At 71.2% G+C, this 21,376-nt stretch carries 19 protein-coding genes and 2 pseudogenes; 12 read left to right on the top strand and 9 right to left on the bottom strand.

Annotation, left to right across the window (positions count from 1 at the left end; translation table 11 throughout):
- Nucleotides 1-199 precede the first annotated feature (199 nt).
- The 3 genes and pseudogenes from msrA to M2283_RS35300 all read left to right on the top strand — a co-directional run.
- On the top strand, nucleotides 200-721 hold the full coding sequence (msrA, locus tag M2283_RS35310; RefSeq protein ID WP_280880548.1) for a peptide-methionine (S)-S-oxide reductase MsrA: 522 nt from the start codon (nucleotides 200-202) through the stop codon (nucleotides 719-721).
- Between the two features lie 78 nt (nucleotides 722-799).
- Nucleotides 800-1,207 carry a VOC family protein gene (locus M2283_RS35305; protein ID WP_280880547.1) on the top strand — a complete coding sequence of 136 codons (408 nt, stop codon included), beginning with the start codon at nucleotides 800-802 and terminating at the stop codon, nucleotides 1,205-1,207.
- Between the two features lie 122 nt (nucleotides 1,208-1,329).
- Nucleotides 1,330-1,619, top strand: a pseudogene (locus tag M2283_RS35300) (dihydrofolate reductase family protein); the annotation flags it as partial.
- 51 nt (nucleotides 1,620-1,670) lie between these two features.
- Here M2283_RS35300 and M2283_RS35295 read toward each other — a convergent pair.
- The 4 genes from M2283_RS35295 to M2283_RS35275 all read right to left on the bottom strand — a co-directional run bounded on the left by M2283_RS35295 (nucleotide 1,671) and on the right by M2283_RS35275 (nucleotide 3,543).
- The gene (locus M2283_RS35295; protein ID WP_280878928.1) at nucleotides 1,671-1,799 is read right to left on the bottom strand and encodes an LPFR motif small protein; all 129 of its coding nucleotides are present in this window, start codon (nucleotides 1,797-1,799) and stop codon (nucleotides 1,671-1,673) included.
- 44 nt (nucleotides 1,800-1,843) lie between these two features.
- Nucleotides 1,844-2,410, bottom strand: coding sequence for a type 1 glutamine amidotransferase domain-containing protein (locus M2283_RS35290; RefSeq protein ID WP_280880546.1), 567 nt, complete (start codon nucleotides 2,408-2,410; stop codon nucleotides 1,844-1,846).
- A 62-nt stretch (nucleotides 2,411-2,472) separates the two neighbouring features.
- Nucleotides 2,473-2,799: a plasmid stabilization protein gene (locus M2283_RS35285; protein WP_280880545.1), complete on the bottom strand. Its 327-nt coding sequence runs from the start codon at nucleotides 2,797-2,799 to the stop codon at nucleotides 2,473-2,475.
- Between the two features lie 495 nt (nucleotides 2,800-3,294).
- Nucleotides 3,295-3,543 carry a hypothetical protein gene (locus M2283_RS35275; protein ID WP_280880544.1) on the bottom strand — a complete coding sequence of 83 codons (249 nt, stop codon included), beginning with the start codon at nucleotides 3,541-3,543 and terminating at the stop codon, nucleotides 3,295-3,297.
- A gap of 237 nt (nucleotides 3,544-3,780) precedes the next feature.
- Here M2283_RS35275 and M2283_RS35270 point away from each other — a divergent pair.
- Nucleotides 3,781-3,993: pseudogene (locus M2283_RS35270) on the top strand (thiamine pyrophosphate-binding protein); the annotation flags it as partial.
- Here M2283_RS35270 and M2283_RS52020 read toward each other — a convergent pair.
- Nucleotides 3,975-4,406 (bottom strand): flavin reductase, encoded by a 432-nt coding sequence (locus M2283_RS52020; protein ID WP_432423175.1) that lies wholly within the window; start codon nucleotides 4,404-4,406, stop codon nucleotides 3,975-3,977. The pseudogene M2283_RS35270 and the gene M2283_RS52020 sit on opposite strands and share 19 nt — an antisense overlap.
- Before the next feature lie 354 nt (nucleotides 4,407-4,760).
- Here M2283_RS52020 and rph point away from each other — a divergent pair, with 354 nt between their 5' ends.
- Entirely contained in the window at nucleotides 4,761-7,358 is a 2,598-nt protein-coding gene (rph, locus tag M2283_RS35255; RefSeq protein WP_280880543.1) for a rifamycin-inactivating phosphotransferase, read from the top strand.
- 140 nt (nucleotides 7,359-7,498) lie between these two features.
- The gene (locus M2283_RS35250; RefSeq protein ID WP_280880542.1) at nucleotides 7,499-9,469 is read left to right on the top strand and encodes a potassium transporter Kup; all 1,971 of its coding nucleotides are present in this window, start codon (nucleotides 7,499-7,501) and stop codon (nucleotides 9,467-9,469) included.
- A gap of 292 nt (nucleotides 9,470-9,761) precedes the next feature.
- Here the strand turns inward: M2283_RS35250 and M2283_RS35245 are convergent, their stop codons facing one another.
- On the bottom strand, nucleotides 9,762-10,361 hold the full coding sequence (locus tag M2283_RS35245) for a TetR/AcrR family transcriptional regulator (protein WP_280880541.1): 600 nt from the start codon (nucleotides 10,359-10,361) through the stop codon (nucleotides 9,762-9,764).
- Between the two features lie 110 nt (nucleotides 10,362-10,471).
- Between M2283_RS35245 and M2283_RS35240 the strand changes: the two genes are divergently transcribed.
- From M2283_RS35240 to M2283_RS35215, 6 genes are all read left to right on the top strand, one after another.
- Complete coding sequence (locus M2283_RS35240; protein ID WP_280880540.1) at nucleotides 10,472-11,335, top strand: NAD(P)H-binding protein; 864 nt, start codon at nucleotides 10,472-10,474, stop codon at nucleotides 11,333-11,335.
- On the top strand, nucleotides 11,335-12,624 hold the full coding sequence (locus tag M2283_RS35235; protein WP_280880539.1) for an alpha/beta hydrolase family protein: 1,290 nt from the start codon (nucleotides 11,335-11,337) through the stop codon (nucleotides 12,622-12,624). The genes M2283_RS35240 and M2283_RS35235 overlap by 1 nt, the downstream gene beginning before the upstream one ends.
- Nucleotides 12,621-13,073, top strand: a complete 453-nt coding sequence (locus M2283_RS35230; RefSeq protein ID WP_280880538.1) for a nuclear transport factor 2 family protein — start codon at nucleotides 12,621-12,623, stop codon at nucleotides 13,071-13,073. The genes M2283_RS35235 and M2283_RS35230 overlap by 4 nt, the downstream gene beginning before the upstream one ends.
- A 65-nt stretch (nucleotides 13,074-13,138) precedes the next feature.
- Complete coding sequence (locus M2283_RS35225; protein ID WP_280880537.1) at nucleotides 13,139-13,564, top strand: hypothetical protein; 426 nt, start codon at nucleotides 13,139-13,141, stop codon at nucleotides 13,562-13,564.
- A 152-nt stretch (nucleotides 13,565-13,716) separates the two neighbouring features.
- On the top strand, nucleotides 13,717-13,956 hold the full coding sequence (locus M2283_RS35220; RefSeq protein WP_280880536.1) for a hypothetical protein: 240 nt from the start codon (nucleotides 13,717-13,719) through the stop codon (nucleotides 13,954-13,956).
- A complete protein-coding gene (locus M2283_RS35215; protein WP_280880535.1) occupies nucleotides 13,956-14,333 on the top strand; it encodes a fic family toxin-antitoxin system, toxin component in 378 nt (125 codons plus the stop codon). The genes M2283_RS35220 and M2283_RS35215 overlap by 1 nt, the downstream gene beginning before the upstream one ends.
- Before the next feature lie 122 nt (nucleotides 14,334-14,455).
- Here M2283_RS35215 and M2283_RS35210 read toward each other — a convergent pair whose 3' ends face one another.
- The 3 genes from M2283_RS35210 to M2283_RS35200 are packed head-to-tail and all read right to left on the bottom strand — an operon-like array spanning nucleotide 14,456 to nucleotide 21,242.
- Nucleotides 14,456-16,423: an SWIM zinc finger family protein gene (locus tag M2283_RS35210; protein ID WP_280880534.1), complete on the bottom strand. Its 1,968-nt coding sequence runs from the start codon at nucleotides 16,421-16,423 to the stop codon at nucleotides 14,456-14,458.
- Nucleotides 16,420-20,085, bottom strand: coding sequence for a vWA domain-containing protein (locus M2283_RS35205; RefSeq protein WP_280880533.1), 3,666 nt, complete (start codon nucleotides 20,083-20,085; stop codon nucleotides 16,420-16,422). Before M2283_RS35205 ends, M2283_RS35210 begins: the two co-directional genes overlap by 4 nt.
- A complete protein-coding gene (locus M2283_RS35200; protein WP_280880532.1) occupies nucleotides 20,082-21,242 on the bottom strand; it encodes an ATP-binding protein in 1,161 nt (386 codons plus the stop codon). The genes M2283_RS35205 and M2283_RS35200 overlap by 4 nt, the downstream gene beginning before the upstream one ends.
- Nucleotides 21,243-21,376 lie beyond the last annotated feature (134 nt).

The raw sequence follows: 21,376 nt of genomic DNA, 5'->3' as shown, positions 1-21,376 counted from the left end.
AGTGCTCGGTAGAGCAGCGACACGGCCGTGTCTCACGGTAGACGCCGACCCGGCGGGAGGCACCCTCGTCCTCATGGCCGTGCGGTACCTCCACGCACGGGAACACCCGTACATCCGGTCTGGTTGTACGTTCGACGAAGGTACGGGTGGGCACGTCGCATGCGTGCCGGAACCCGGTTGGACCAAGAAGGAGTGTCTGATGACAGCGGGAACCGAACGAGCCGTGCTGGCGGGCGGCTGTTTCTGGGGCATGGAGGACTTGATCCGCAAGCTGCCGGGCGTCGTCTCCACCCGGGTCGGGTACACCGGCGGCGACACCCCGAACGCGACCTACCGCAATCACGGCGACCACGCCGAGGCGATCGAGATCCTCTTCGATCCCACCGCCACGAGCTACCGGGACATCCTGGAGTTCTTCTTCCAGATCCACGACCCGACCACGAGGGACCGCCAGGGCAACGACCTCGGTCGCAGCTACCGCTCGGCGATCTACTACACGGACGAGGCACAGCACCGCACCGCCGTGGACACGATCGCCGACGTGGAGGCGAGCGGGCTGTGGCCGGGCAAGGTGGTCACGGAGGTCGAGCCGGTGGGTGACTTCTGGGAGGCCGAGCCGGAGCACCAGGACTACCTGGAGCGCTACCCGAACGGCTACACCTGCCACTTCCCGCGCCCGAACTGGAAGCTTCCGCGCCGCTCCGAGGCGACGACGGGCTGACGTCCCGGGCCGATGTCAGAGGCTGGCTCTAGCGTTGTCCTCCAAGGAACGGAACACCAGTACCCGGAGGACAGCGCGATGGCCTCGATGTCACAGAAGATCACCACTTTCCTGATGTTCGAGGGCAGGGCCGAGGAGGCGCTGACCTTCTACATGTCGCTGTTCGACGACGCCGAGATCGTCGACATCTCCCGCTACGGCGGCGACGGCCCCGGTGCCGAGGGCACGGTCGAGCGCGCCACGTTCTCGCTCGCCGGACAGCGGTTCATGTGCATCGACAGCTACGTCAACCACGCCTTCGGGTTCACCCCGGCCGTGTCGCTGTTCGTCGAGTGCGACACCGAGGCCGAACTCGACCGACTGTATGGCGCCCTCGTCGAAAAGGGCCAGGAGCTCATGCCCCTGGGCTCGTACGGCTTCAGCGCCAAGTTCGGTTGGGTGAACGACCGCTTCGGGGTGTCCTGGCAGTTGAATCTGCAGGAGTGAGAAGGCCGCGACGGGGCGCCACTTCGGAGGTGCTGCGCTTCAGTCGGCCGTCGCCCTTGTTATCGCGTCCGCCAACTGTTCGCGGTGTACCCGGGCCCTGGCCATCAACTGGTCGTCGGAGCTGGCCGGACGCGACCGTCGCGAACGGCGCGCCGTCGACGTCGTCGCCCGGCTCAAGGAGGAGTCCGAGGTACCGCTGCGCTCCCACGCCAGCCCGTCCATGAACCGGGCGCTGATGGCCGCCGGTCTGGTCGACCGCGTACAGGTGACGATCTTCCCCGTGATCACCGGTCAGACCGGGCTGGCCCCGATCTTCCAGGGTGCGGCCGACTTCGACCTCGAACTGATCGAGCACACGACCCTCGACGGCCGCATCCAAGAACTCGTCTACCGGCCGACCCTGCACGGCTGAGTCACCCGCGCCGTCGACACGGGCGCGGACGCCTGACGCGCATCGGTGTTGTCAGTGGTGGCCGTGGGCGCTGTCGGAGGCGCCGCCGAAGAGTCGGGCGATGGCACGGAAGGGCAGGGTGACGACGGTGGCGATCGCGCTGCCGATCGAGCGCAGCACGTCGGCGATGGCCTTGAACATGGAGAGATCCAATCTTTGGGAGGGGCGATCCCGGGTCTTGGTGATCAGGACCCGATGAGGGCCTTGTAGATCGCGTCGAGGAAGACGTCGAGGTCCTTGGGTGTGCGGGAGGTGACCAGGGTGTAGTCGCCCGCGGTGTCGCTGACCACGGGTTCGTCGACCCAGGACGCGGCCCCGGCGTTGCGGATGTCGGTGCGCAGCGAGGCGTAGGACGTCAGGGTCTTGCCCCGAACGACGTCGGCTTCCACCAGGGCCCAGGGGCCGTGGCAGATGGCGGCGATCGGGCGGCCCGAGGTGGCGAACGCCTTGACGATGGTGAGGGCCTTGTCGTCCAGGCGGAGCTGGTCGGCGTTGAGGGTGCCGCCGGGGAGCAGCAGGAGCTGGTGGTCGCCGGGATCCACCACGTCGAAGGTGGCGTCGGGCTCCACGGTTTCGCCGGGGTCCTTGTCTCCCACCAGGGTCTGGACCGGGTCCGCCGTCGCGGCGGCGACGGTGACGTCCGCACCCTCCTCCCGCAGCCGCCTGAGCGGCACCAGCAGTTCGTCCTGCTCGACTCCGTAGTTGGTGACGAGCGCCAGGACGCGGTGGCCGTTGAGGGGCTTGTCAGCCATGATCGTGCGCCTTTCTTCGTGACGATGTCGCGAGGTCGTCGGCCCGGGGCCCATGTGATGGATCAGTGGCCGAGGGCCTTGCGCAACTGCTGCTTGTTCATGGAGGAGCGGCCATGGATGCCGCGTTTTCTGGCCTCTTCGTACAGCTGGTCCCTGGTGGGACTGACGGGGCCGCGGTGCGAGCGCTCACCTCCGCGCTGCGAGGCGGACTTCTTGTCCTGGGTGGAGGCCTTGCTCGCCTGCTGTGCCTCGCCCGAGCGGGCCCGCTCCTTGTTGACCGTCCGCGCGGCGATCTCCTTCGCGCGCCCGGTGGAGGCGCCCCGCTTCTTCGCTCCTTCCTTGATGTGCTCGTACTGCCGCTCCCGCTTGGGGCTGGAACCTGCCGGCATCACGGTTCTCCTCGCCTCGGAATCAACACGGGGACGTGTGTCCCCACACCCCGGGTGCTCACTACGGCCCGAGTTATTACTCATGGCCGCCCCTTCCAGTGCACGCCGTCCGGCCGTGCCCCGCTACCGAGAGCAAGCCGGGTGAGGGAGGCGCGCCTGCCCACCAGCATCCGGGCCACGTAGTCACCGATGTGCCCGGACTGCAGGCGTCGTAGCGGCGCCGCCCACGACCGCTCATCGATCGGCTTCGGACGATTCACGGCGAGCGTGGCCAGGCCGAGAGCCGGCAGGGTCGAGGTGTGAGGCCGAGGAGTACTCCGGCCGGGGCCCAGTGCGGTGCGGGGGCGGCTGTGCCGGACACGGCGTGTCCGACCGCAGTGGCGAAGCCGCATCGCGCGTCGTGCATCACCTGATCATGCGGTCGGCCGCAGCAGAGGCTGATCGGAGGGGAGAGGCGCACGCGCGAGACGCCGGCCGCTCGGTTTCCGGCCTGTGTCATGCCGCCAGGGAATCGAAGTCAGCGGATGACCTGATCGCGCCGAGTCGCGGAGCGCTGTCCGCGATCGCCGGGGCGGGGATTCGGGGCGAGGGCGCGGGGCTCTCCTCCGCGGCGGGCTCCGGCGGTGCGACGGCCTGCGTGGAGCGCTCGGCGTGCGTCCCGGGCAGCAGCAGTTCCTCGTATCTGTCCAAGGCGAGCACCAGGCCGAGCATGAAAGGCGGGATGAGCACCGCGAGCACTGCCATGGCATGTCCTTCTCCGGAGAGCCGCGCGAGGGGCAAGACGCGAGTGTCCTCGGAGCGCTCCGACAAACCCTCGTGTCGGCATCCGGCCATCGGGTACGCGGATGCCACATCTGACGATCCAGACCCGCGACGCCGCACTCACCTGGACCGCACCCGGCGCACTGGCCCTCGCCTTGGACGAACCACACCTGTGGCGGCGGCCGGGACCCACTGGTTCCGCGGCCGGCGATCAGCGCGATGAGAGGAACTCCCGTGTCCATCAAGGTGTCCGACTACGTTCTGCAGCGGCTGCGCGAATGGGATGTCGACCACGTCTTCGCCTACGCCGGCGACGGCATCAACGGCCTCCTCGCCGCCTGGGGGCGCTCCGACGACCAGCCGAAGTTCGTGCAGTCGCGGCACGAGGAGATGTCCGCGTTCGAGGCCGTCGGCTACGCCAAGTTCTCCGGCTCCCCGGCGGCAAGAAGCGCCAGGACAAGCCGGAGGAGTAGTGCTCCCGCGCACCGGAGGCGGTGACGAGCCGCTCGTGGACCGGGTCGAGACGGCCGTCCACACTGTCCCAGCCGGGGCCACCCATCCATCGGCCGGAGGTGGCCGCCAGTGCCGTCGTGAACGCGGCGGACCATCCGCACCGCAAGCAGTACTACGTAGGCGTGTCCACCGCCGCGACCGTCCTCGCCGATGAGTGCTTCTCCGGGTCCTCGGTGCCACGGGACGTCGGTGAACTTGGCGGTGCGGTCGCCGGTCGAGCCGCCGAAGAGCCGTGCGAGCCGGTCCTGGTGGTGGCGGAGAAGATGGACCGCGAGGCGTTCAGCGCGCTCGGCCGCCCTGTACGTCCGGTTGGCTTTGGACAGCCAGACCATGAACCGGGCGGGCCGGATCGAGGACGACATGAGCCTCGAACATGACCCCGGCGGGCGGCGATGGCCTGTTGCGCCGGAAAAAAGCGAAGGCAAGGAGAGAACTCTCCTTGCCACTCTCAACTTATAGCGTACTGGGGGGCTTGCGGCAAGGCCCGGGTCACAGCGCAGAATCGTCGGCCGAGGCCACAACCTGCGGAAATGAGGGCACGACGTGCGAGTGTTGGCGACGTCTGAGGGACGCGGTGACGTCGGATCGGTGGCGTGCGTGACAAGAGGTTCGACACGGTGGGAGGCGCCGGTGGTTCGCGCGGCCGCCGGTGTGCGACGGGACGCGGCTGCCTCGGAGGTGTCGCGATGATCGAGCGCTATGTGACGGATCTGCAGGAGGTCGACGAGACGCGGGTCGCGGTCGTCGGCGGCAAGGGCGCGCACCTGGGCGAGCTGTCGCGGATCGAGGGCATCCGCGTACCGGCCGGCTTCTGCGTGACGACGGACGCCTTCCGGCGGATCCTGGCCGAAGCGCCGTCGATCGACGATCCGCTCGACCAGCTGTCGCGCCTGAACCCCGACGACCGGGAGGCGATCGGCGCGCTGAGCGCACAGATCCGTCGGACCATCGAGGAGATCGGCATCCCGGCCGATCTCACGGCGGCGATCACCGGCGCGCTCGCCCGGTTCGGCGAGCAGGCTGCCTACGCCGTCCGGTCCAGCGCGACGGCGGAGGACCTGCCGACGGCCTCCTTCGCCGGCCAGCAGGACACCTATCTGAACGTCGTGGGGTCGTCGACGATCCTCCGGCACGTCAGCCGGTGCTGGGCCTCGCTGTTCACCGAGCGGGCCGTGGCCTACCGCTTGCGCAACGGTATCGATCACCGCACGGTCCACATGGCCGTGGTCGTGCAGCGGATGGTCTTCCCGTATGCGTCCGGCGTGCTGTTCACGGCCGACCCCGTCACGGGTGACCGGAAGGTCGCGACCGTGGACGCAGGGTTCGGCCTGGGCGAGGCCCTGGTCTCCGGCCTGGTGAACCCGGACGTCTTCAAGGTGCGGCACGGTGAGGTCGTCGCCAGGACGATCGCCGCCAAACAGCGTGCCGTGCAGGCCCTGCCGGACGGTGGTACGCGGGAAGTGGCGATCGACGCGCAGCACCAGGAGCAGCCGGCGCTGACGGATGCGCAGGCCGTGGGGCTCGTGCGGCTCGGGCGGCGGATCGAGGCGCACTTCGGACGCCCGCAGGACATCGAATGGTGCCTGGTCGACGGGGACTTCCAGATCGTCCAGAGTCGGCCGATCACGACGCTGTTCCCCGTTCCCGAATCCGTCGACGAGGACAATCACGTCTACGTCTCCGTGGGCCATCAGCAGATGATGACCGACCCCATGAAGCCTCTGGGGCTGTCGATGTGGCGGCTGACGGCCATGGTGGCGATGCACGAGGCCGGCGGGAGGCTGTTCGTCGACGTCACCCGGCGCCTGGCCTCGCCCGCGAGTCGCACCGGCCTCCTGGACATCATGGGCAGAGGCGATCCGCTGGTCAGGGACGCGCTGGAGACCGTCCTGGACGGCGACGATTTCGTCCCGTCGCTCCCGGACACGGTTCCCGGCGGGCCGCCGGTCGGCGGTGGGCCGGCCCCGATCGAGACCGACCCGGCCGTCGTCACCGAGCTGATCGAGCGCAGCCGGACATCCATCGCCGCCCTGGAGCGCGACATCCGCACCAAGAGCGGACCGGCGCTGTTCGACTTCCTGCTGGAGGCCTTCGAGGAGCACAAGCGGGTGCTCGGGGATCCGCTGAACATCCAGGCGATCATGGCGGGGATGGAGGCCACGTGGTGGCTCAACGACCATCTGGGGGAGTGGCTGGGCGAGAAGAACGCGGCTGACACGCTCACGCTGTCCGCCCCCGACAACATCACGTCGGAGATGGGTCTGGCGCTGCTCGGCGTCGCGGACGTGATCCGCCCGCATCCGGAGGTGGTGGCGTTCCTGCGGGGTGTCGAGGACGAGGGTTTCCTGGATGAGCTGGCGAAGCTCGCGGGCGGCACCGAGGCGCGCGACGCCATCGAGGGCTATCTCGACCGGTACGGCATGCGGTGTGTAGGCGAGATCGACATCACGAGGCCGCGTTGGCGCGAGCGCCCCACCACGCTCGTGCCGGTGATCCTCGACAACGTCAGGAACTTCCAGCCGGGCGCCGCCGAGCGGCGTTTCGAGGAAGGTCTGCACAAGGCGCGCGAGAAGGAACAGGACGTCCTGTCACGCCTGCGGGCCCTGCCGGAGGGGGACCGGAAAGCCGGCGAGACCAAGCGGATGATCGACCGGGTCCGCACCTTCATCGGATACCGGGAGTACCCGAAGTACGGCATCATCTGCCGCTACTTCGTCTACAAGCGGGCCCTGCTGGGGGAGGCCGAGCGTCTCGTGCGGGCCGGTGTGCTTCCTGAGAGGGAGGACGTCTTCTACCTCACGTTCCAGGAACTGCGCGAGGTCGTGCGCTCGCGCCAGGTGGACGGCCGGCTCGTCCAGGAGCGCAAGGACGCGTTCCGGTCGTACCACTCGCTCACCCCGCCCCGGGTGCTCACCTCGGACGGAGTGGCGGTCAGTGGGTCGTACCGCCGCGAGGACGTGCCGGCCGACGCCCTGGTCGGGCTCCCGGTCTCCGTCGGGACCGTCGAGGGGAGGGCCCGCGTCATCCTCGACATGGCGGATGCCGATCTCGAGGCGGGCGACATCCTGGTCACGACGTTCACGGATCCCAGCTGGTCACCGCTGTTCGTCGCGATCGCCGGCCTGGTGACGGAGGTGGGCGGGCTGATGACCCATGGCGCGGTGATCGCCCGGGAGTACGGCTTGCCGGCCGTCGTGGGCGTGGAGCGGGCCACCCGGCTGATCCGGGACGGGCAGCGGATCCGCGTGCACGGAAGCGACGGGTACGTCGAGATCCTGTCTTGACCGATCGTGTGGAGAAGCCGCCCCCTCCGTGTGCGGGACGAAACGGCGTACCCCTGCGGGCGATCGCGTCGGTGCATCGGTAGTGTCCGCTGCGACGCACCGGGCCTGCGGTACCGCGGTCCGCGAGAAGGAGGATCACCATGGCGGATCGTGGGGACGGGGGCGCGGCGGACGCAGCATCCGCGGCTCTGCCGCCGGAGGGCCGTCGGGCGAGCGCGCGGGACACGGTGCGGCTCGCGGTGGTGATCGGTGCTCTCGGCGTGGTCTTCGGTGATATCGGGACCAGCCCGATCTACACCCTCCAGACCGTGTTCAACCCGAGCGACCCGCACCCGGTGCCGGTCAGCACACAGAACGTGTACGGGGTGGTGTCGCTGGTCTTCTGGTCGGTGACGGTCATCGTCACCGTCACCTACGTGCTGCTGGCGATGCGCGCCGACAACGAGGGCGAGGGCGGCATCATGGCCCTGATCACGTTGCTGCGACGCTGGAGTTCACAACGGGGTGGGCGAGCCGCCGTCGTACTGGCCGGGCTCGGCATCTTCGGCGCGTCGCTGTTCTTCGGTGACAGCATGATCACGCCGGCGATCTCGGTGCTGTCCGCGGTCGAGGGGCTCAAGGTCGTCGAGCCGTCGCTGGACAGTACGGTCGTGCCCGTCACCGCGGTGATCATCGTGCTGCTGTTCCTGGTGCAGCGCCGGGGTACCGCGGCGGTGGGCCGGGTGTTCGGGCCGATCATGATCGGCTGGTTCGTGGCCATCGGTGCGTGCGGTGTCGTCGGTATCGCCGACCACCCGGACATTCTCCGGGCGCTGTGGCCGAGTTACGCTCTGGGCTTTCTGTTCGGCCACTTCGGCATCGCCTTCTTCGCGCTCGCCGCGGTGGTGCTCGCGGTCACCGGCGCGGAGGCGCTCTACGCGGACATGGGGCACTTCGGCCGCCGCGCCATCACGCGCGGCTGGCTGTTCCTCGTCTTCCCCGCCTGCGTCCTGAGCTACCTCGGCCAGGGCGCGCTGATCCTCGACGACCCGGCCAACATCAGCAGCCCGTTCTTCCTGCTCGTACCCGACTGGGGACGGTGGCCGATGGTCCTGCTCGCCACGGCGGCCACGGTGATCGCCTCCCAGGCGGTGATCACCGGCGCGTACTCGGTCGCCTCCCAGGCGGCCCAGCTCGGCTACCTGCCGAGGCTGCGGATCGCGCACACCTCCGAGTCCACCATCGGCCAGATCTACGTCCCCTGGATCAACTGGCTGCTGATGGTCTCGGTCCTCACCCTGGTCTTCGCTTTCCGCAGCTCCACGGCGCTGGCCTTCGCCTTCGGCATGGCGGTCACCGGCACCATCACCATCACCACCCTGCTGTTCTTCTACGTCGCCCGCGCGAAATGGGGCACGCCCGTGTGGCTGCTCGCGACCGGCGCGACCGTGCTGCTCACCGTCGACCTGCTGTTCGTGGCGGCCAACCTGACCAAGCTCGTGCACGGCGCGTGGCTGCCGCTGCTGATCGGCCTCACCGCGTTCACCGTCATGACGACCTGGCAGCGAGGCCGCGAGATCGTCACCGCGGAACGCGCACGCCACGAAGGGTCCCTGCGCGAGTTCGTCGACCAACTCCGCAGCGGACAAAGGCCGGTGCTCGAAGTCCCCGGCACGGCCGTCTTCCTCAACCGCGGCAAGCAGACGGCGCCGCTGGCGATGCGCGCCAACGTGGAACACAACCACGTACGGCACGAGCAGGTCGTGATCCTGTCCATCGAGACCGAGCCGGTGCCCCGTGTCCCGGCCGACCAGCGGATCGTGGTCGACGGCCTCGGCTACGGCGACGACGGGATCATCCACGTCACCGCCCGGTTCGGATACGTGGAGACGCCGGACGTTCCCGGCACGCTGGCGTTGCTGGACCCGGCCCTGACCGAGGGGCCGTTGCATCTCGACCAGGCGTCCTACTTCCTGTCGAAGATCGAGCTTCAGCGCGGCAAGGCACCGACGATGGCCCCCTGGCGCAAACGGCTGTTCATCGCCACCTCCTACATCACGGCCGACGCCGCCGAGCACTTCGGCCTCCCCCAGGACCGCACGGTCATCATGGGCTCACACGTCGAGGTGTAGAAGCTGCTGTCGAAGCGGATGCGGCTCGGCCTCGGCGGAAGGTGACCGTCGGCCGGCCGGTTGGAGGGGGGGCGCGTTCCGTACGTCAGTAGAGGCATGCCCCCCTCGGCCGTCCCGCGGCCCTCCGGCTGGGCCGACGCCGCTGACGGTGTTGAGTCGCAGGACCGACGTGGTCTTGCGCAGGAGCCCTTCACTCTTGCCGGTCTGCTGCGCGCGGAGCAGGAGTTGGGGGATGGTGCCCCTTTTCGAGGACGAGGGCTACCTCCGCTTGCACTAGCTCGACGTCGGTGCGTCAAGAGCTGGCGTTCTGTTGCACCGCGCCGATCGTGAGGTCGGTGAGCCGGTCGAGGTACTGGTCGTCCACCGGCCGGGCATGGGTGAGGCGCCAGAACACCGGGGCGATGGTCAGGTCCAGGACCAGGTCGACGTCGTCGGCGGCCAGCTCACCCCGGTCGCACGCCCGATGCAGCGCGGCGCGGGCCCACGTCACGCGCGGACCGGTGACATGCTCCGCGACCGCCTCGGCGAGCACGGGGTTGCGGTCGGACTCGGCGATCATGTCGGGCAGCACGGCCCGGATGCGTGGGTCGGTGAGCCAGTCGAAGGCGGCCTGCATCAACGCCCGCACGTCACCGCGCAGGGACCCGGTGTCCGGGGCGGGGCCGATCGGGGTGCTGAGCTCGACCAGTCCGGCGACGATCATCTCCAGCTTCGACGGCCAGCGCCGGTAGATCGCGCTCTTGCCGACATCGGCACGCTTTGCCACGCCGTCCATCGTCACGCGTGCATAGCCCGACTCCACCAGCAGGGCGATGGCCGCCTCGGTGATGACATCGGTGACCGCCTGATTGAAAACGGCATTGCCCGTCGGGGGGCGTCTGGGCTTCGTCATGCACTCATCCTAGCTCAGGACGGGACGGTATCGTCCCGGCCGTGCTACGGTCCAGTGGAACGGACGGGACGGTATCGTCCCGGCCGGATGAATATGGGGAGGACCAGCTCATGCGGACTGTTCTTGTCACAGGCGGGACGGGGACCACCGGCCGTCGAGTCGCTGCCTTCCTGCGTGCTCGGGGCGTAGCGGTGCGGACGGCCAGCCGACACCCGGCGGCCGGCGACGACCGGCACGTGATCTTCGACTGGGCGGACCCGGGCACCTTCGCCGCAGCAGTGGACGGCGTGGACCGGGTGTTCCTGGTTGCCCCGCTCAGCGACTCCGACCCCGCCTCGGCCGTCGGCGGCTTCCTCGACGCGGCCGTCGCGGCCGGCGCTCGACGGGTGGTGCTGCTCAGCGCGTCCGCGGTCACCGACGCGCCGTCGGGACTGGGCGCCCTGCCGCCCCTGGTGCGGGCCCGGATCCCGGAGGCGGCGGTGCTGCGACCCTCCTGGTTCATGCAGAACTTCGTCGGGAGCCATCCCGTCGCGATCGGGATCCGGGAACACGGTCGGATCACCACCGCCACCGGCCGCGGGCGGGTCGCCTTCATCGACCCCGACGACATCGCCGCCGTCGCCGGTCGGCTGCTGCTCGGGGAGCCGATCCCCGACGGTGAGCTGGTCCTGACCGGCCCGCAGGCCCTGAGCTACGACGAGGCCGCCGCCGTGGTCAGCGAGGTCACCGGCACCGCGGTGCACCACACCTCGATCACGGTCGAGGAGCTGACCGCGGCGATCGAGGCGAGCGGAGTGCCCCACGCCTACGCCCGGGTGCTCGCCGAGATGGACGAGGAGATCGCCGGAGGCAGCGAGGAGCGGACCACCACGACCGTGCAGGACGTGACCGGCCGGGCGCCTCGTTCGTTCCGCGACTTCCTGATCGACGCCCACCGGACCCGCTCGGCCCACTCGGCGCCGGCGGTGGCCTGATGCGCCCCGTGCTGTTCGCCGACGACCGGCAGTTCTGGTTCGAGACCCTGAGGATTCTCGGACACGCCGCCTACGGCGGATCCGACGTCGGCGAGGTGCTGACCACCGCCGAGGCGATCACCTCCGGCGACTACGACAGCTGGCACGACGCGTGGCGAGCGACCGCCGACCGGGTAGCCGCCCAGGTCCAGGCAAGCCTCGTCGCAGGACACCAGGTCAGCGCCCGTGACGGCATGCTCCGCGCGGCGACGTACTACAGCACCGCCGAGTTCTTCCTCCACGGCGACCCCGACGATCCCCGGATCAACGACGCCTACGAGCGCGGCGCCGCCTGCTTCGCGACGGCGGCGGGCCTGTACCGGCCCGCGATCGAGCCTTTGCAAATCCCGTACGAGGGAACCGTGTTGGAGGGCTGGTTCTACCGGCCCTCCCTCGACGGGGCCCCGCGTCCGACCCTGGTGATGCACAACGGCTTCGACGGAAGCGCAGAAGAGCTGCACTACCTGGGCGGGCTCGCCGCCCTCGACCGCGGGTACAACGCGCTGTCCTTCGACGGGCCCGGGCAGCCCAGCGCGATCCACCGCCGCGGACTGGTGCTGCGCCCCGACTGGGAGCACGTGGTCGGCCCGGTTCTGGACCACCTCGAAACCCTTCCCGGCGTCGACCACGACCGGGTCGCGCTGATGGGCGTCAGCCTGGGCGGGATGCTCGCCCCACGAGCCGCCGCGCACGAACCGCGGCTGGCCGCCGTGGTCGCCGTCGACGGTGTGTACGACGCCGCCGAGGCACTGACCGGACTGCTGCCCCTGCCCCGCGCGGAGGTCGAACGACGCACCCGCGCCGATCACGACCCGGCCCTCGACGACCTGCTCGAACGCGCCGCGGCGGACAGCCCCACTCTGCGCTGGGCGTTCGGCCACGGCCGCTACGCCACCGGCAGCACCACCTCGCGGGAGTTCCTCGCCCGCTACCTGGACTACCACCTGCGCGACGGGGTCGCCGAGCACATCAGCTGCCCGGTGCTGGTCTGCTCGGCGGGCGACGACCTGTTCTTCGCCGGCGACGGTACGACGAAGCCCCAACCCCAAGAGCTCTATGACCACCTCACCGCCCCCGCCCACCTGCAGCACTTCACCGCCGCCGAAGGCGCCGACGCCCACGGTCACGCCGGCGCGGAACGCCTTGCCATGGCCCGCGTCTTCGACTGGCTCGACACCACCCTGGGCCACGGCGACGACAGCCGGTACGACCACCCCACCGGTGCCCGGCACCTTACGGAGATCGCATGAACCTGCAGGAAATCAGCGACCGGTTCGAGATACAGGACGCCGTCCACCAACTGGTCCGGGGCTTCGACCGCCGCGACTGGCACACCGTCGAGCACCTGCTCGCCGACACCGTCGTCTCGGACTACACCGCGATGCTGGGTGGTGAAGCGCGGTCACGCACCGCTGAGGAGCAGACCCGGCACTACCAGGAGCAGCTCGACCCCCTGGACGCGACGATGCACGCGGCCACGACGCTGCTGGTCGACCTCGACGGCGATCGCGCCACAGCGAGCGTCAACATCCTCACGTGGCTGCGTCGGGAGGCCGCCCACGACGGCCCGTTGTGGTCCAATGGCGCCGCCGGGGAGATCGAGCTGGTGCGCACCGACGGTCGCTGGCGCATCGCCCGGATCACCGTGCGACCTGCCTGGGCCGAGGGCAACCGAGGCGTCCTCGACCCCGCCCACTGAACCGACCAGCTCCGCGCTCGTCCTGCACGCACGTCCTGCACGTTGTCTTGCACTCAAGGAGTGACATGACCATCGCCATCGACGTCCACGCGGCCGTCGCCCCCTCCGGCCGAGCAGACCGCATCGGCCGCGGACTCGCGGCCTTTGCCGCACTCGCGACGGTCGGCGCCTTCGCCGACGGAATCATGAGGATGACCGACGCCGCCGACGACCGCCTCTGGGTCGAAGCCTGGCGAACCATCACCTACGCCTTCTTCATCGGCCTCTTCGCCCTGCTCGCGGCCAGGCCCCGTAAAGCGGCGGGCGTTTGGGAACTCGCGCTCGCCGGCAAAACCGCCCTCGTCGTGTTCGCAGTGATAGTCGGTGACATCCCCGAGGCACGCTTGGCCGGCATGATCGACTTCGCCCTCGTCGCGGTCGTCGCTCTGGCCTACGTACTGTCCCGAGGGTGGCAGGCCTGGCAACCCGGCACCACCGACCCGCCCCGATAAGCCCAGAGGCTCAAAAGATGCTCTCCATGCGCTCAGTGGGATCGGACGACGTCAGTCCGGTCCCATCGGCCATTTCTCCGACCATCTCGCCGACTCCGAAAGGGGAGGGGAAGGCGGGCCCGCTCGTTGGTACCAGCTGTTACCATCACGGAATGGCGAAGACGCAGAAGGGCTGGCGGGTCGACGACGAGATCGCGGAGCTGGCCACGGCCAGGGCGAAGGACCGCGGGATGAGCGTCGGCGACTACATCGCCGCCCTCGTACGGGAAGACGCCGGCGGGCTGCGGCAGCGGGGCCTCGACGCGGCGCAGCGCTTCCTGGACGAGCACCAGGCGGTGTTCGACGAAGCCGAAGACGCCGACCACCGCTCCTCGGAGGCGCACGCCGCCTGATGGATCTGCACATCGACGTCCCCTGGGTCCTGCAGGTCGCTGAGATCGCGGGCGCGGCAGACCCCGCTCCCGACGACTACGGGGTGCCGGTGGCCGCGGTCGCCTGCCACCGCGCCGAACTGCTGGACACCCCCGTCTACGACGGCCCCTACGCCCGTGCCGCCGCGCTGGTGCACATCCTCGGGCGCTGCCGCTGGCTGGAACGCTCCAACATGGCCGTGGCCGCCGCGACGGGCGTCATGTACCTGGAGGCTTCCGGCATCCCGGTCAAGCCCACCCGCGAGGACGCCGTCGCCCTCCGCGACCTGCTGCGCGACCCCGCCTGCACCGCCGCCCGGATCACCGCCCTGCTGCGTGGCTGGCCCCACGCCGCCTGAACCGCGAAGTACACGGTTCCACGCTCGCCCGCCCATTCACCTTCACAGACCGGCGGTGGGTTCGCGGTCTCTGAAGGCGACAAGCTGTATCGCTGGTGGACGTCGGTGCGGTGATCCGGTCGTCAGGCGGTGTCCGACGGCCGCCATGTGGCTTGGACCAGGGCCCGTTCGGTGCCGGCCAGGTAGACGGCCGCGGCGAGCCAGGCGCATGCGTACCCGTCCGGGTCGGCTTCCTCGGTGCGGCCGAAGACATCGCGACCGCGCCGGTCCGCCTCCGCGGCGAGGGCGTGCGCCAGGTCCGCGGCTGCCCGGAAACCGCTCCGCCGCAGCGCCGCGACGGCACCGGCCCGGTCGCCGTCACGTGCGGGTTGGGCAGCGGCCCTGCGGCCGCCCGACACGGCGACCTCGACCAACCGTCGCAGCCGCCACAACGGCGCCTCCGCCACCGGGTCCGACGGGATCCGGGGGAGCCCGGCCAGGTCCGGTAGCGCGTCGGCGGGCGGCAGGTGGATGCCTTCGAGGCGGTCGTAGCCCAGATCGGCATGCCCCAGCCACTCCGCCGGCAGCCGCAGGGTCGCAGTGTTCTCGTCCGTCAGTGGGCCCACGGCGAGTGGCCGGAGCGTGGCCGCACGATCGGGGTCCAGGCGTCCGACGACGCGCAGGCGTAGCCCGGGTCGGGACGCCAGCCGGCGAAGGTTCGCGGTGTGGGCGAGGTCGGGGTGGCTGTTGGACGGCAGCAACCGGATCAGGAGGCCGTCCGTGTCCGCCCCGCCGGGTATCAACTCCTGCGCGAGCAAGTGGTTGTCGACCACTCCCACGATGACCAGATCGCAGCCGATCAGCTCACCGGCCGTCTGCTCGGCCCGTTCCGGATCGCTCACCGGAGCATTCCCGAGCCGGTCGGCGACGGCCTCGGCAAGAGGGCGGGCGAACAGGGCGGCCGACGGCCCCGATGTCCAGGACCGGCCCGCGACCGGCGTAGCCCGGACTCCCTTGCCGGCACCGAGACGGCCGTCCGAGGACAGCGTCGCCCCCGAGATCAGCAGCCCGCCACGGGAGAGTTGGGCGTGGTCGAGGCTGCCCGCGCCGAGCGCGACAGTGGCCGTCGCGGCACCGCGCGCACGGGCGGGACCGCCCGGTCTCACATCCGCGACGGTGAACCAGCGCCCGTCGTCGGAGAGGAGATGCGTGACCACCCCGCCGTACCCGGTCGCCGAGATCACCGGCTCCCGGCACACCCCGTGCACACGCAGCGCACCTTCCGGGCGGTAGCTGCGGCGGGCGGTGCCGACCAGCGCCGGGGCCGGATCGGCTGCCGCCAACAGGCCGGTGGTCAACAGGAGTTCACGGAGGTTGGCGACCAGATCGGCCAGTCGGTGGCCGTCATGACGGGACCGGGCGCCCCGCAGTCCACGGACCACCCGCAGCGCGGCCGCCTCCGCGCGGTGCAGCCCGGCGAGTCGCGCCGTGTGCGAGGCCCGCAGCACCTCCGCCTGCGTCACCGCACCCGCCGCGGGCACCCCGGCGGCCAGCACCGCGGCTGCGGCGGTCCACAGTGCGCGTGCGGCGGCCAGTTGGGCTTCCGTGGGACCCGTCTGCGGCGATGCCTCGGCGGTGCCGGGCTCGGGCATGGCAGCGACGGCATGGACGGCGTCCGCGCCCGGGGTGTCCTTCGCAGGCCGCCCGACCTCCACAGAGGCGCCGACCGCTTGGGCCATCGCGCGTGTCTCGGCCACCGCGCTCACGCCCGCCGCGATCTCCGGGCCCGCCGCCGTCTCCGCGTCCGCCATCGTGTCCACGTCCGCCATCGGACAGGCGCCGAGTACGGCGGCGCGGTGCAGGCATCTCGGGGCCAACAGGCAGCTGCAGACGGCCTGTTCGGCGTCGGTGACCGCTCCGGAAGGGCCGGGCGAGAGAACGACCTCCGCGTCCTCACCGCACCGCACACGTCGATCGGCGCCCTCGACGGTGACGGGTGCGGTCACGTACGTTTCGATCGCGGCGTCGAGCTTCTTGCGCAGTCGGGAGGTCAGGCCCTCCACGGCGGCAGCGGCCACCTCGGGTGCCACCGGGGGCAGTTCGGGGTTCATCGGGTCTCTCCGCGGAGGCGTTCGCCCACCCAGCGGGCGAGGGCGAGAGGACTGAGGGCGGCGACGGGCATGCCGGCCGCGACGAGTTGTCGGGCCACGGGCACGGAGTAGCGAGGGTTGCCGGTGTCGTCCAGAGCGGCGCAGCCCATCAGATGCACCCCGGAACCGGCGAGTGCCCGTACCTCGCCGAGGAGCCCGCCCAGGGGGTAGCCCTCCTCGAAGTCGCTCACCACCGTCACGAGGGTCCGGCTGGGTACGGTCACCAAGGAGCGGGCGTGGGCCAGGCCGGCCGCGATGTGGGTTCCGCCGCCCACCTGTACCTCCAGCAGCAGGGACAACGGGTCGTCGACCCGGTCCGTCAGGTCGATCACGTCCGTCGAGAACGCCAGGAAGTGTGTGCTGAGCGTGGGCACTCCGCCCAGCACGGCCGCGGTCAACGCCGACCAGATCATCGAGGCCTCCATCGACGCGGACACGTCGACCACCAGGATCAGCCGCCAGTCCGCCTCCTTGCGCGAGCGGGTGCTGAACACCGGTCGTTCCGGCACGACCAGGGTGCTGCCGTCGGCCCTTTTGCGGGCGTGGGCCAGGTTCGCCCGCAGGGTGCGCGGCAGGTCGATCCGGCCTCCCGGACGGCGGGTCGGGCGAGGGGTGGCCAGTCCGGTCAGCGCGGGCCGCATCCGGGTGGCCAGTTCCTTGGCCAGCTCTTCGACCAACCGGCGCACCAGCGGGCGCAGCCGCGCCAGTTGCTGCTCGGGCATCCCGCCCGCGAGCTGCAGCACGGATGTCAGCAGGTCGACCGAGGGGCGTACGGACTTGGGGTCGAGCTCGGCCAGTACGTCGCTGCGTCCCTGATCGGCGGCCCGGGCGAGGACCTCCTCGCGTACCTCCGTGCCGAACAGCGCCTGGAGTTCCTCGGACCACTCACGCGCGGTCGGGAAGGAGGCGTCCTGCCCCCCGCCGCGACCGCTCTCCCGGCCCAGGTCCGAGGAGCCCTCGCCGCGACCAGTGCCGTACAACTCGTCGAGTGCGTGCGCGTAACGGCGGGCGCCCACCGGCAACTGGTCGCTCTCGCGGCCGAGAAGCAGCCGCCACCGGTCCGTTGGCGTGAGACGGAGTACGCCGTCGGTCGGCTCGTCGACGCCGGATGGGTTCGACGCCGGCACCGGACGTACGTCGGCGGTCCCGGCAGCCGGAGCATCGGCGGCCCGGGGCAGCGGGAGCCCCGGTCGCAGAGACTCCACCGCAGTACGGCCGGCCTCGTCCGCCGCCGTCCACAGGGCCAGTAGTCGCGGCGAGGCGGCCAGCGTCAGGTCGAGGCGGTCGCCCAGCCGCTCCGTGACCGTGTGCAACAGACGGTCGCGGCCGGCCGGGCTGAGCGTGTCGAAGCCGCCGCGCAGGGCGGGCAGCCGGTCCAGGAACGCCTGGTCCCCGAGCGAGTCGATCCGGTCGAGCAGCGGGTCCAGCGCGGTCGGCGCCGACTGGAGCAGTGGCGCGGCCCCGGTCAGCAGTCCGGCGAGTCTGCGAGCCAGCGCGAGTCGCCCGTCGGGGCCGGTGGCGGTGTCGATCCAACCGGCGGCCCGTGCGCCGAGCGTGTCGGCGTCGTCCAGATCCAGCAGGACCCGGCAGGCGAGGGCGGCGCCCTGGACGAGCGGGGAGGCGGTGTGCGCGAGGCCGTCCAGGGCCTCGTCCATACGCAGTCCAAGGCGATGTTCACCGGCGCGCGCGGCCAGGGCGACGAGCGCGGCTGCCTCCTCCGGGTCGTCGCTCCCCGCCAGACCCGGCAGCGACCGTACCGCCGACTCCAGAAGATCGGCGGCGAGTACGCCCGCCGCCTGCCGCCCCTCGGGCGTGGTGCCGGGCAGATGGCCGCGGCGCAGCGCCTCCAGCAGATCCAGCCCGGTGAGGATCTCGGGGAGCGTCGCGGAGGCGGGCAGCACCTCGGCGGCCTCGGCCAGTCGCTGCGCGACCAGGGCGGGCAGATCACAGCGGGCGGCGTCCCGAAGCCCCGTCAGGACGAGCGCACAGGTGGGACCACCCTCAGCCGACTCCCTGCGGAAGGTCTCCCGCAGTGTTCCCTCGGCCGCCAGAGCGGAGGTCACGCCCCGCACCCCGGCCAGGTCCAGCCGAACAGACACCGACGGCACCCACGACAACCGCCACCGGGTGCTGAGCGCGGCGGCGTCGCCCGTACCGGCCACCTCCACCGGCTCCCCGTAGCCCACCCCGCACACATCGAGCCGCCGAAGGAGGATCTCGCGCCGGTTGTCGAGAGCCGAACGGAGGGGGTCCAGGCGCAGCTCGCGCCGGGCGGGGTCGTCGGGACCGGGCAGGCGCAGGGCGGCGAGTTCGGCCTCGACGGAAGGGCCGAGCCCGGAGCGCGGGGTGCCCGGCGCGACCCGGCCGCGATCGGTACCGACCAAGACCACTTCCAGGGCCTGCGCGAGAGCCCGGCCCCGGCCGAGCGGCTCGCCCTGACCCATCACGGACGTCAGAGCCTCCAGCACCTCACCCCGGCCCGGCGCCGGGAGCCCGCGCAACCGGGCGAGATCACAGGCCACGCGCAACGTCTCCCGGGCCTCGCCCGTCCCCGCGGTGTGCCCGGACGCGCGCAACTCCCGGCACACCCCCGTGATGGCCCGGGCAGCGGCGTCGTAGAGCAGCTCGGGATCACCCGCGGCGCTGAACACCGCCTGCTGCCAGCGGGGGTCGCGGATTCCGGCCGGGTAGCCGGACCGGGAGTCCAGCAGGTCGAAGGCGTACGGGACCAGGGAGGTGACGACGGGGGAGGACGCCTCCGAGAGCGCCGGTCCGGTCGATGCCGCCTCGTGCGACTTCGCTCGGTCGGGCGGCGGTGCCCCATGAGCCCCCGCCCTGTTGGTTGTTGGCGCCCCGTACACCACTGTCCCGCGATCCGGCGCCTGCTTCCTCCCGCACGCCCCGTCGGCCAGCGCCGGTGCGTGGAAAGCGCCGATCACCGCCGCGACTTGGCGTCCACCGGCCGCCGCGAGGGCGATCGTCTCCCGCATGTGGGCCTCGCGCGCCAGATCCACCGCGGGCACCCCGTCCGACGACGCCGCGTCCTGTCTCAGCGCCCAACCGACGCCCAAAGCAGCCCGGCGCAGCGACTCGGGGGTGCAGCCTGGGGCGAGGACCTCCACGCTGCGGTCCCACAGGTCGTCCCCCTCACGGCCAGTTCCGGCCGCGGTGAGCGCCTGCGCGAAGGAGGTGGGCACAGGCTGCTCAGCCGCCTCGGCGACCGCGCCGCGCGTGTCCCCTGCCGGGGCCGAACCCTCTGCGCCCCACCGCGCATCAGCCATCGGCAGATCGCAGCAGACGACCTCCACTCCCCGTTCCCGCGCCCAGCGGACCGCGGCGAGTTCGGGGGAGAAGTCGGCGAACGGGTAGAAGCCGAGCCGGCCGTCCGCACCGGCACCCGCGAGGGCGACCGGTGCGAGCGTGCCGGGCGCGCCGAGATGGGTCAGCCAGGGTTGGAAGTCGGACGGCAGCTCCACGCACACCACCTCGGCGCCGGCCGCGTCCAGCAGGGCGGGCACGGCAGCGGCGAGTGCCGGGCTGTGGTGGCGTACGCCCAGCAGGTACGGCACCACGGAGTCGGCGAGGGCGTCGACCGCGGCCCTCGGGTCCTGAACGGTCGTCACCGAAGGTTCTCCCGCAGGTCCCACATACGGCGCCAGGTCGCCGAACCGTCCTCGGCGCGACGGCGCACCGGACCGTCCCAGTAGCCCAACAGCCGCGCGTGGTCGGTGGGATCGTCCTTGCGGACCACACCCAGGAGATGGCCAGGCACCAGGTCGAGGGAGTCCCCACCGGGCAGGTAGGCGGCGGACACCCCGAGGGACACGGCGACCTGCACCGCTTCCGCGGTGGACATCACCGTGCCGGGCCGCTCCACGTCCCAGCCCTCGGCCGAGCGCCCGGCCCGCAGATCACGGAAGACGGTCACCAGGACGTCGAGCACCGCGTCGTCCACGGCGAAGGCCGCGCCCGCCCGCTGGACGGCCGCGACGGCCTGTCGCTTCACGAGCGCGGTCTCGGCGTCGACGTCCGCGATCGGGTGCACCGTCTCGAAGTTGAAGCGGCGCTTGAGTGCGGCGGACATCTCCGACACGCCGCGGTCACGCAGGTTGGCGGTGGCGATGACGGTGAAGCCGGGGGCGGCGGCGACCTGCGCGCCGTCCGTGCCGGACAGCTCGGGCACGCTCATCCGGCGGTCGGAGAGGATCGACACCAGCGCGTCCTGCACCTCGGGCAGACAGCGGGTGATCTCCTCGACGCGCGCCACAAGCCCGGACCGCATCGCGGTGAGGACGGGCGAGTCCACCAACGCCTGGGGAGTGGGGCCCTGGGCGAGGAGAAGGGCGTAGTTCCAGCCGTAGCGCAGAGCGTCCTCGGTGGTGCCCGCGGTGCCCTGCACGGTCAGCGCGCTGGTGCCGCAGACGGCCGCCGCCAGCAGCTCCGAGAGCATCGACTTGGCCGTGCCCGGCTCACCGACCAGCAGCAGTCCGCGTTCTCCCGCGAGCGTGACCACGCACCGTTCCACCAGGGCGCGTTCACCGACGAACTTGGGGGCTATGGCGAGTTCGCGGGGCAGCGTCTCGTGCGGCTTCGACAGCTTCAGGCGTTCGCCGGCGCTGCCGCAGACGAAGGTGATGACGGATCGGGGCGTCAGCAGCCAGCCGGGCGGGCGCGGGCCGTCGTCGTGGGCGGCCAGGAAGGCGAGTTCGGTGGCGTGGCGCTCTTCGGCCGGCAGGGTCTGCCGGTCCGGCAGGGCCGTCGCGGTGTCGGTCGGGGTCATGAATTTCCTTGCTCGGTAGGTCTGTTCGTCGTCGGGGAGCGGGGGAGTGAGGTGAGGGCGCCGGTGGGCCCGGCGCCCTCTGTGCGGCAGGCGTCGGTTGCGCCGGGCCCCCTTTGAGGCGCGCACCGGTGTTG

It is taken from the genome of Streptomyces pseudovenezuelae, assembly GCF_029892565.1.
Classification (GTDB): Bacteria; Actinomycetota; Actinomycetes; order Streptomycetales; family Streptomycetaceae; genus Streptomyces; species Streptomyces pseudovenezuelae_A.
This window is presented reverse-complemented; position numbering and strand designations above follow the sequence as displayed.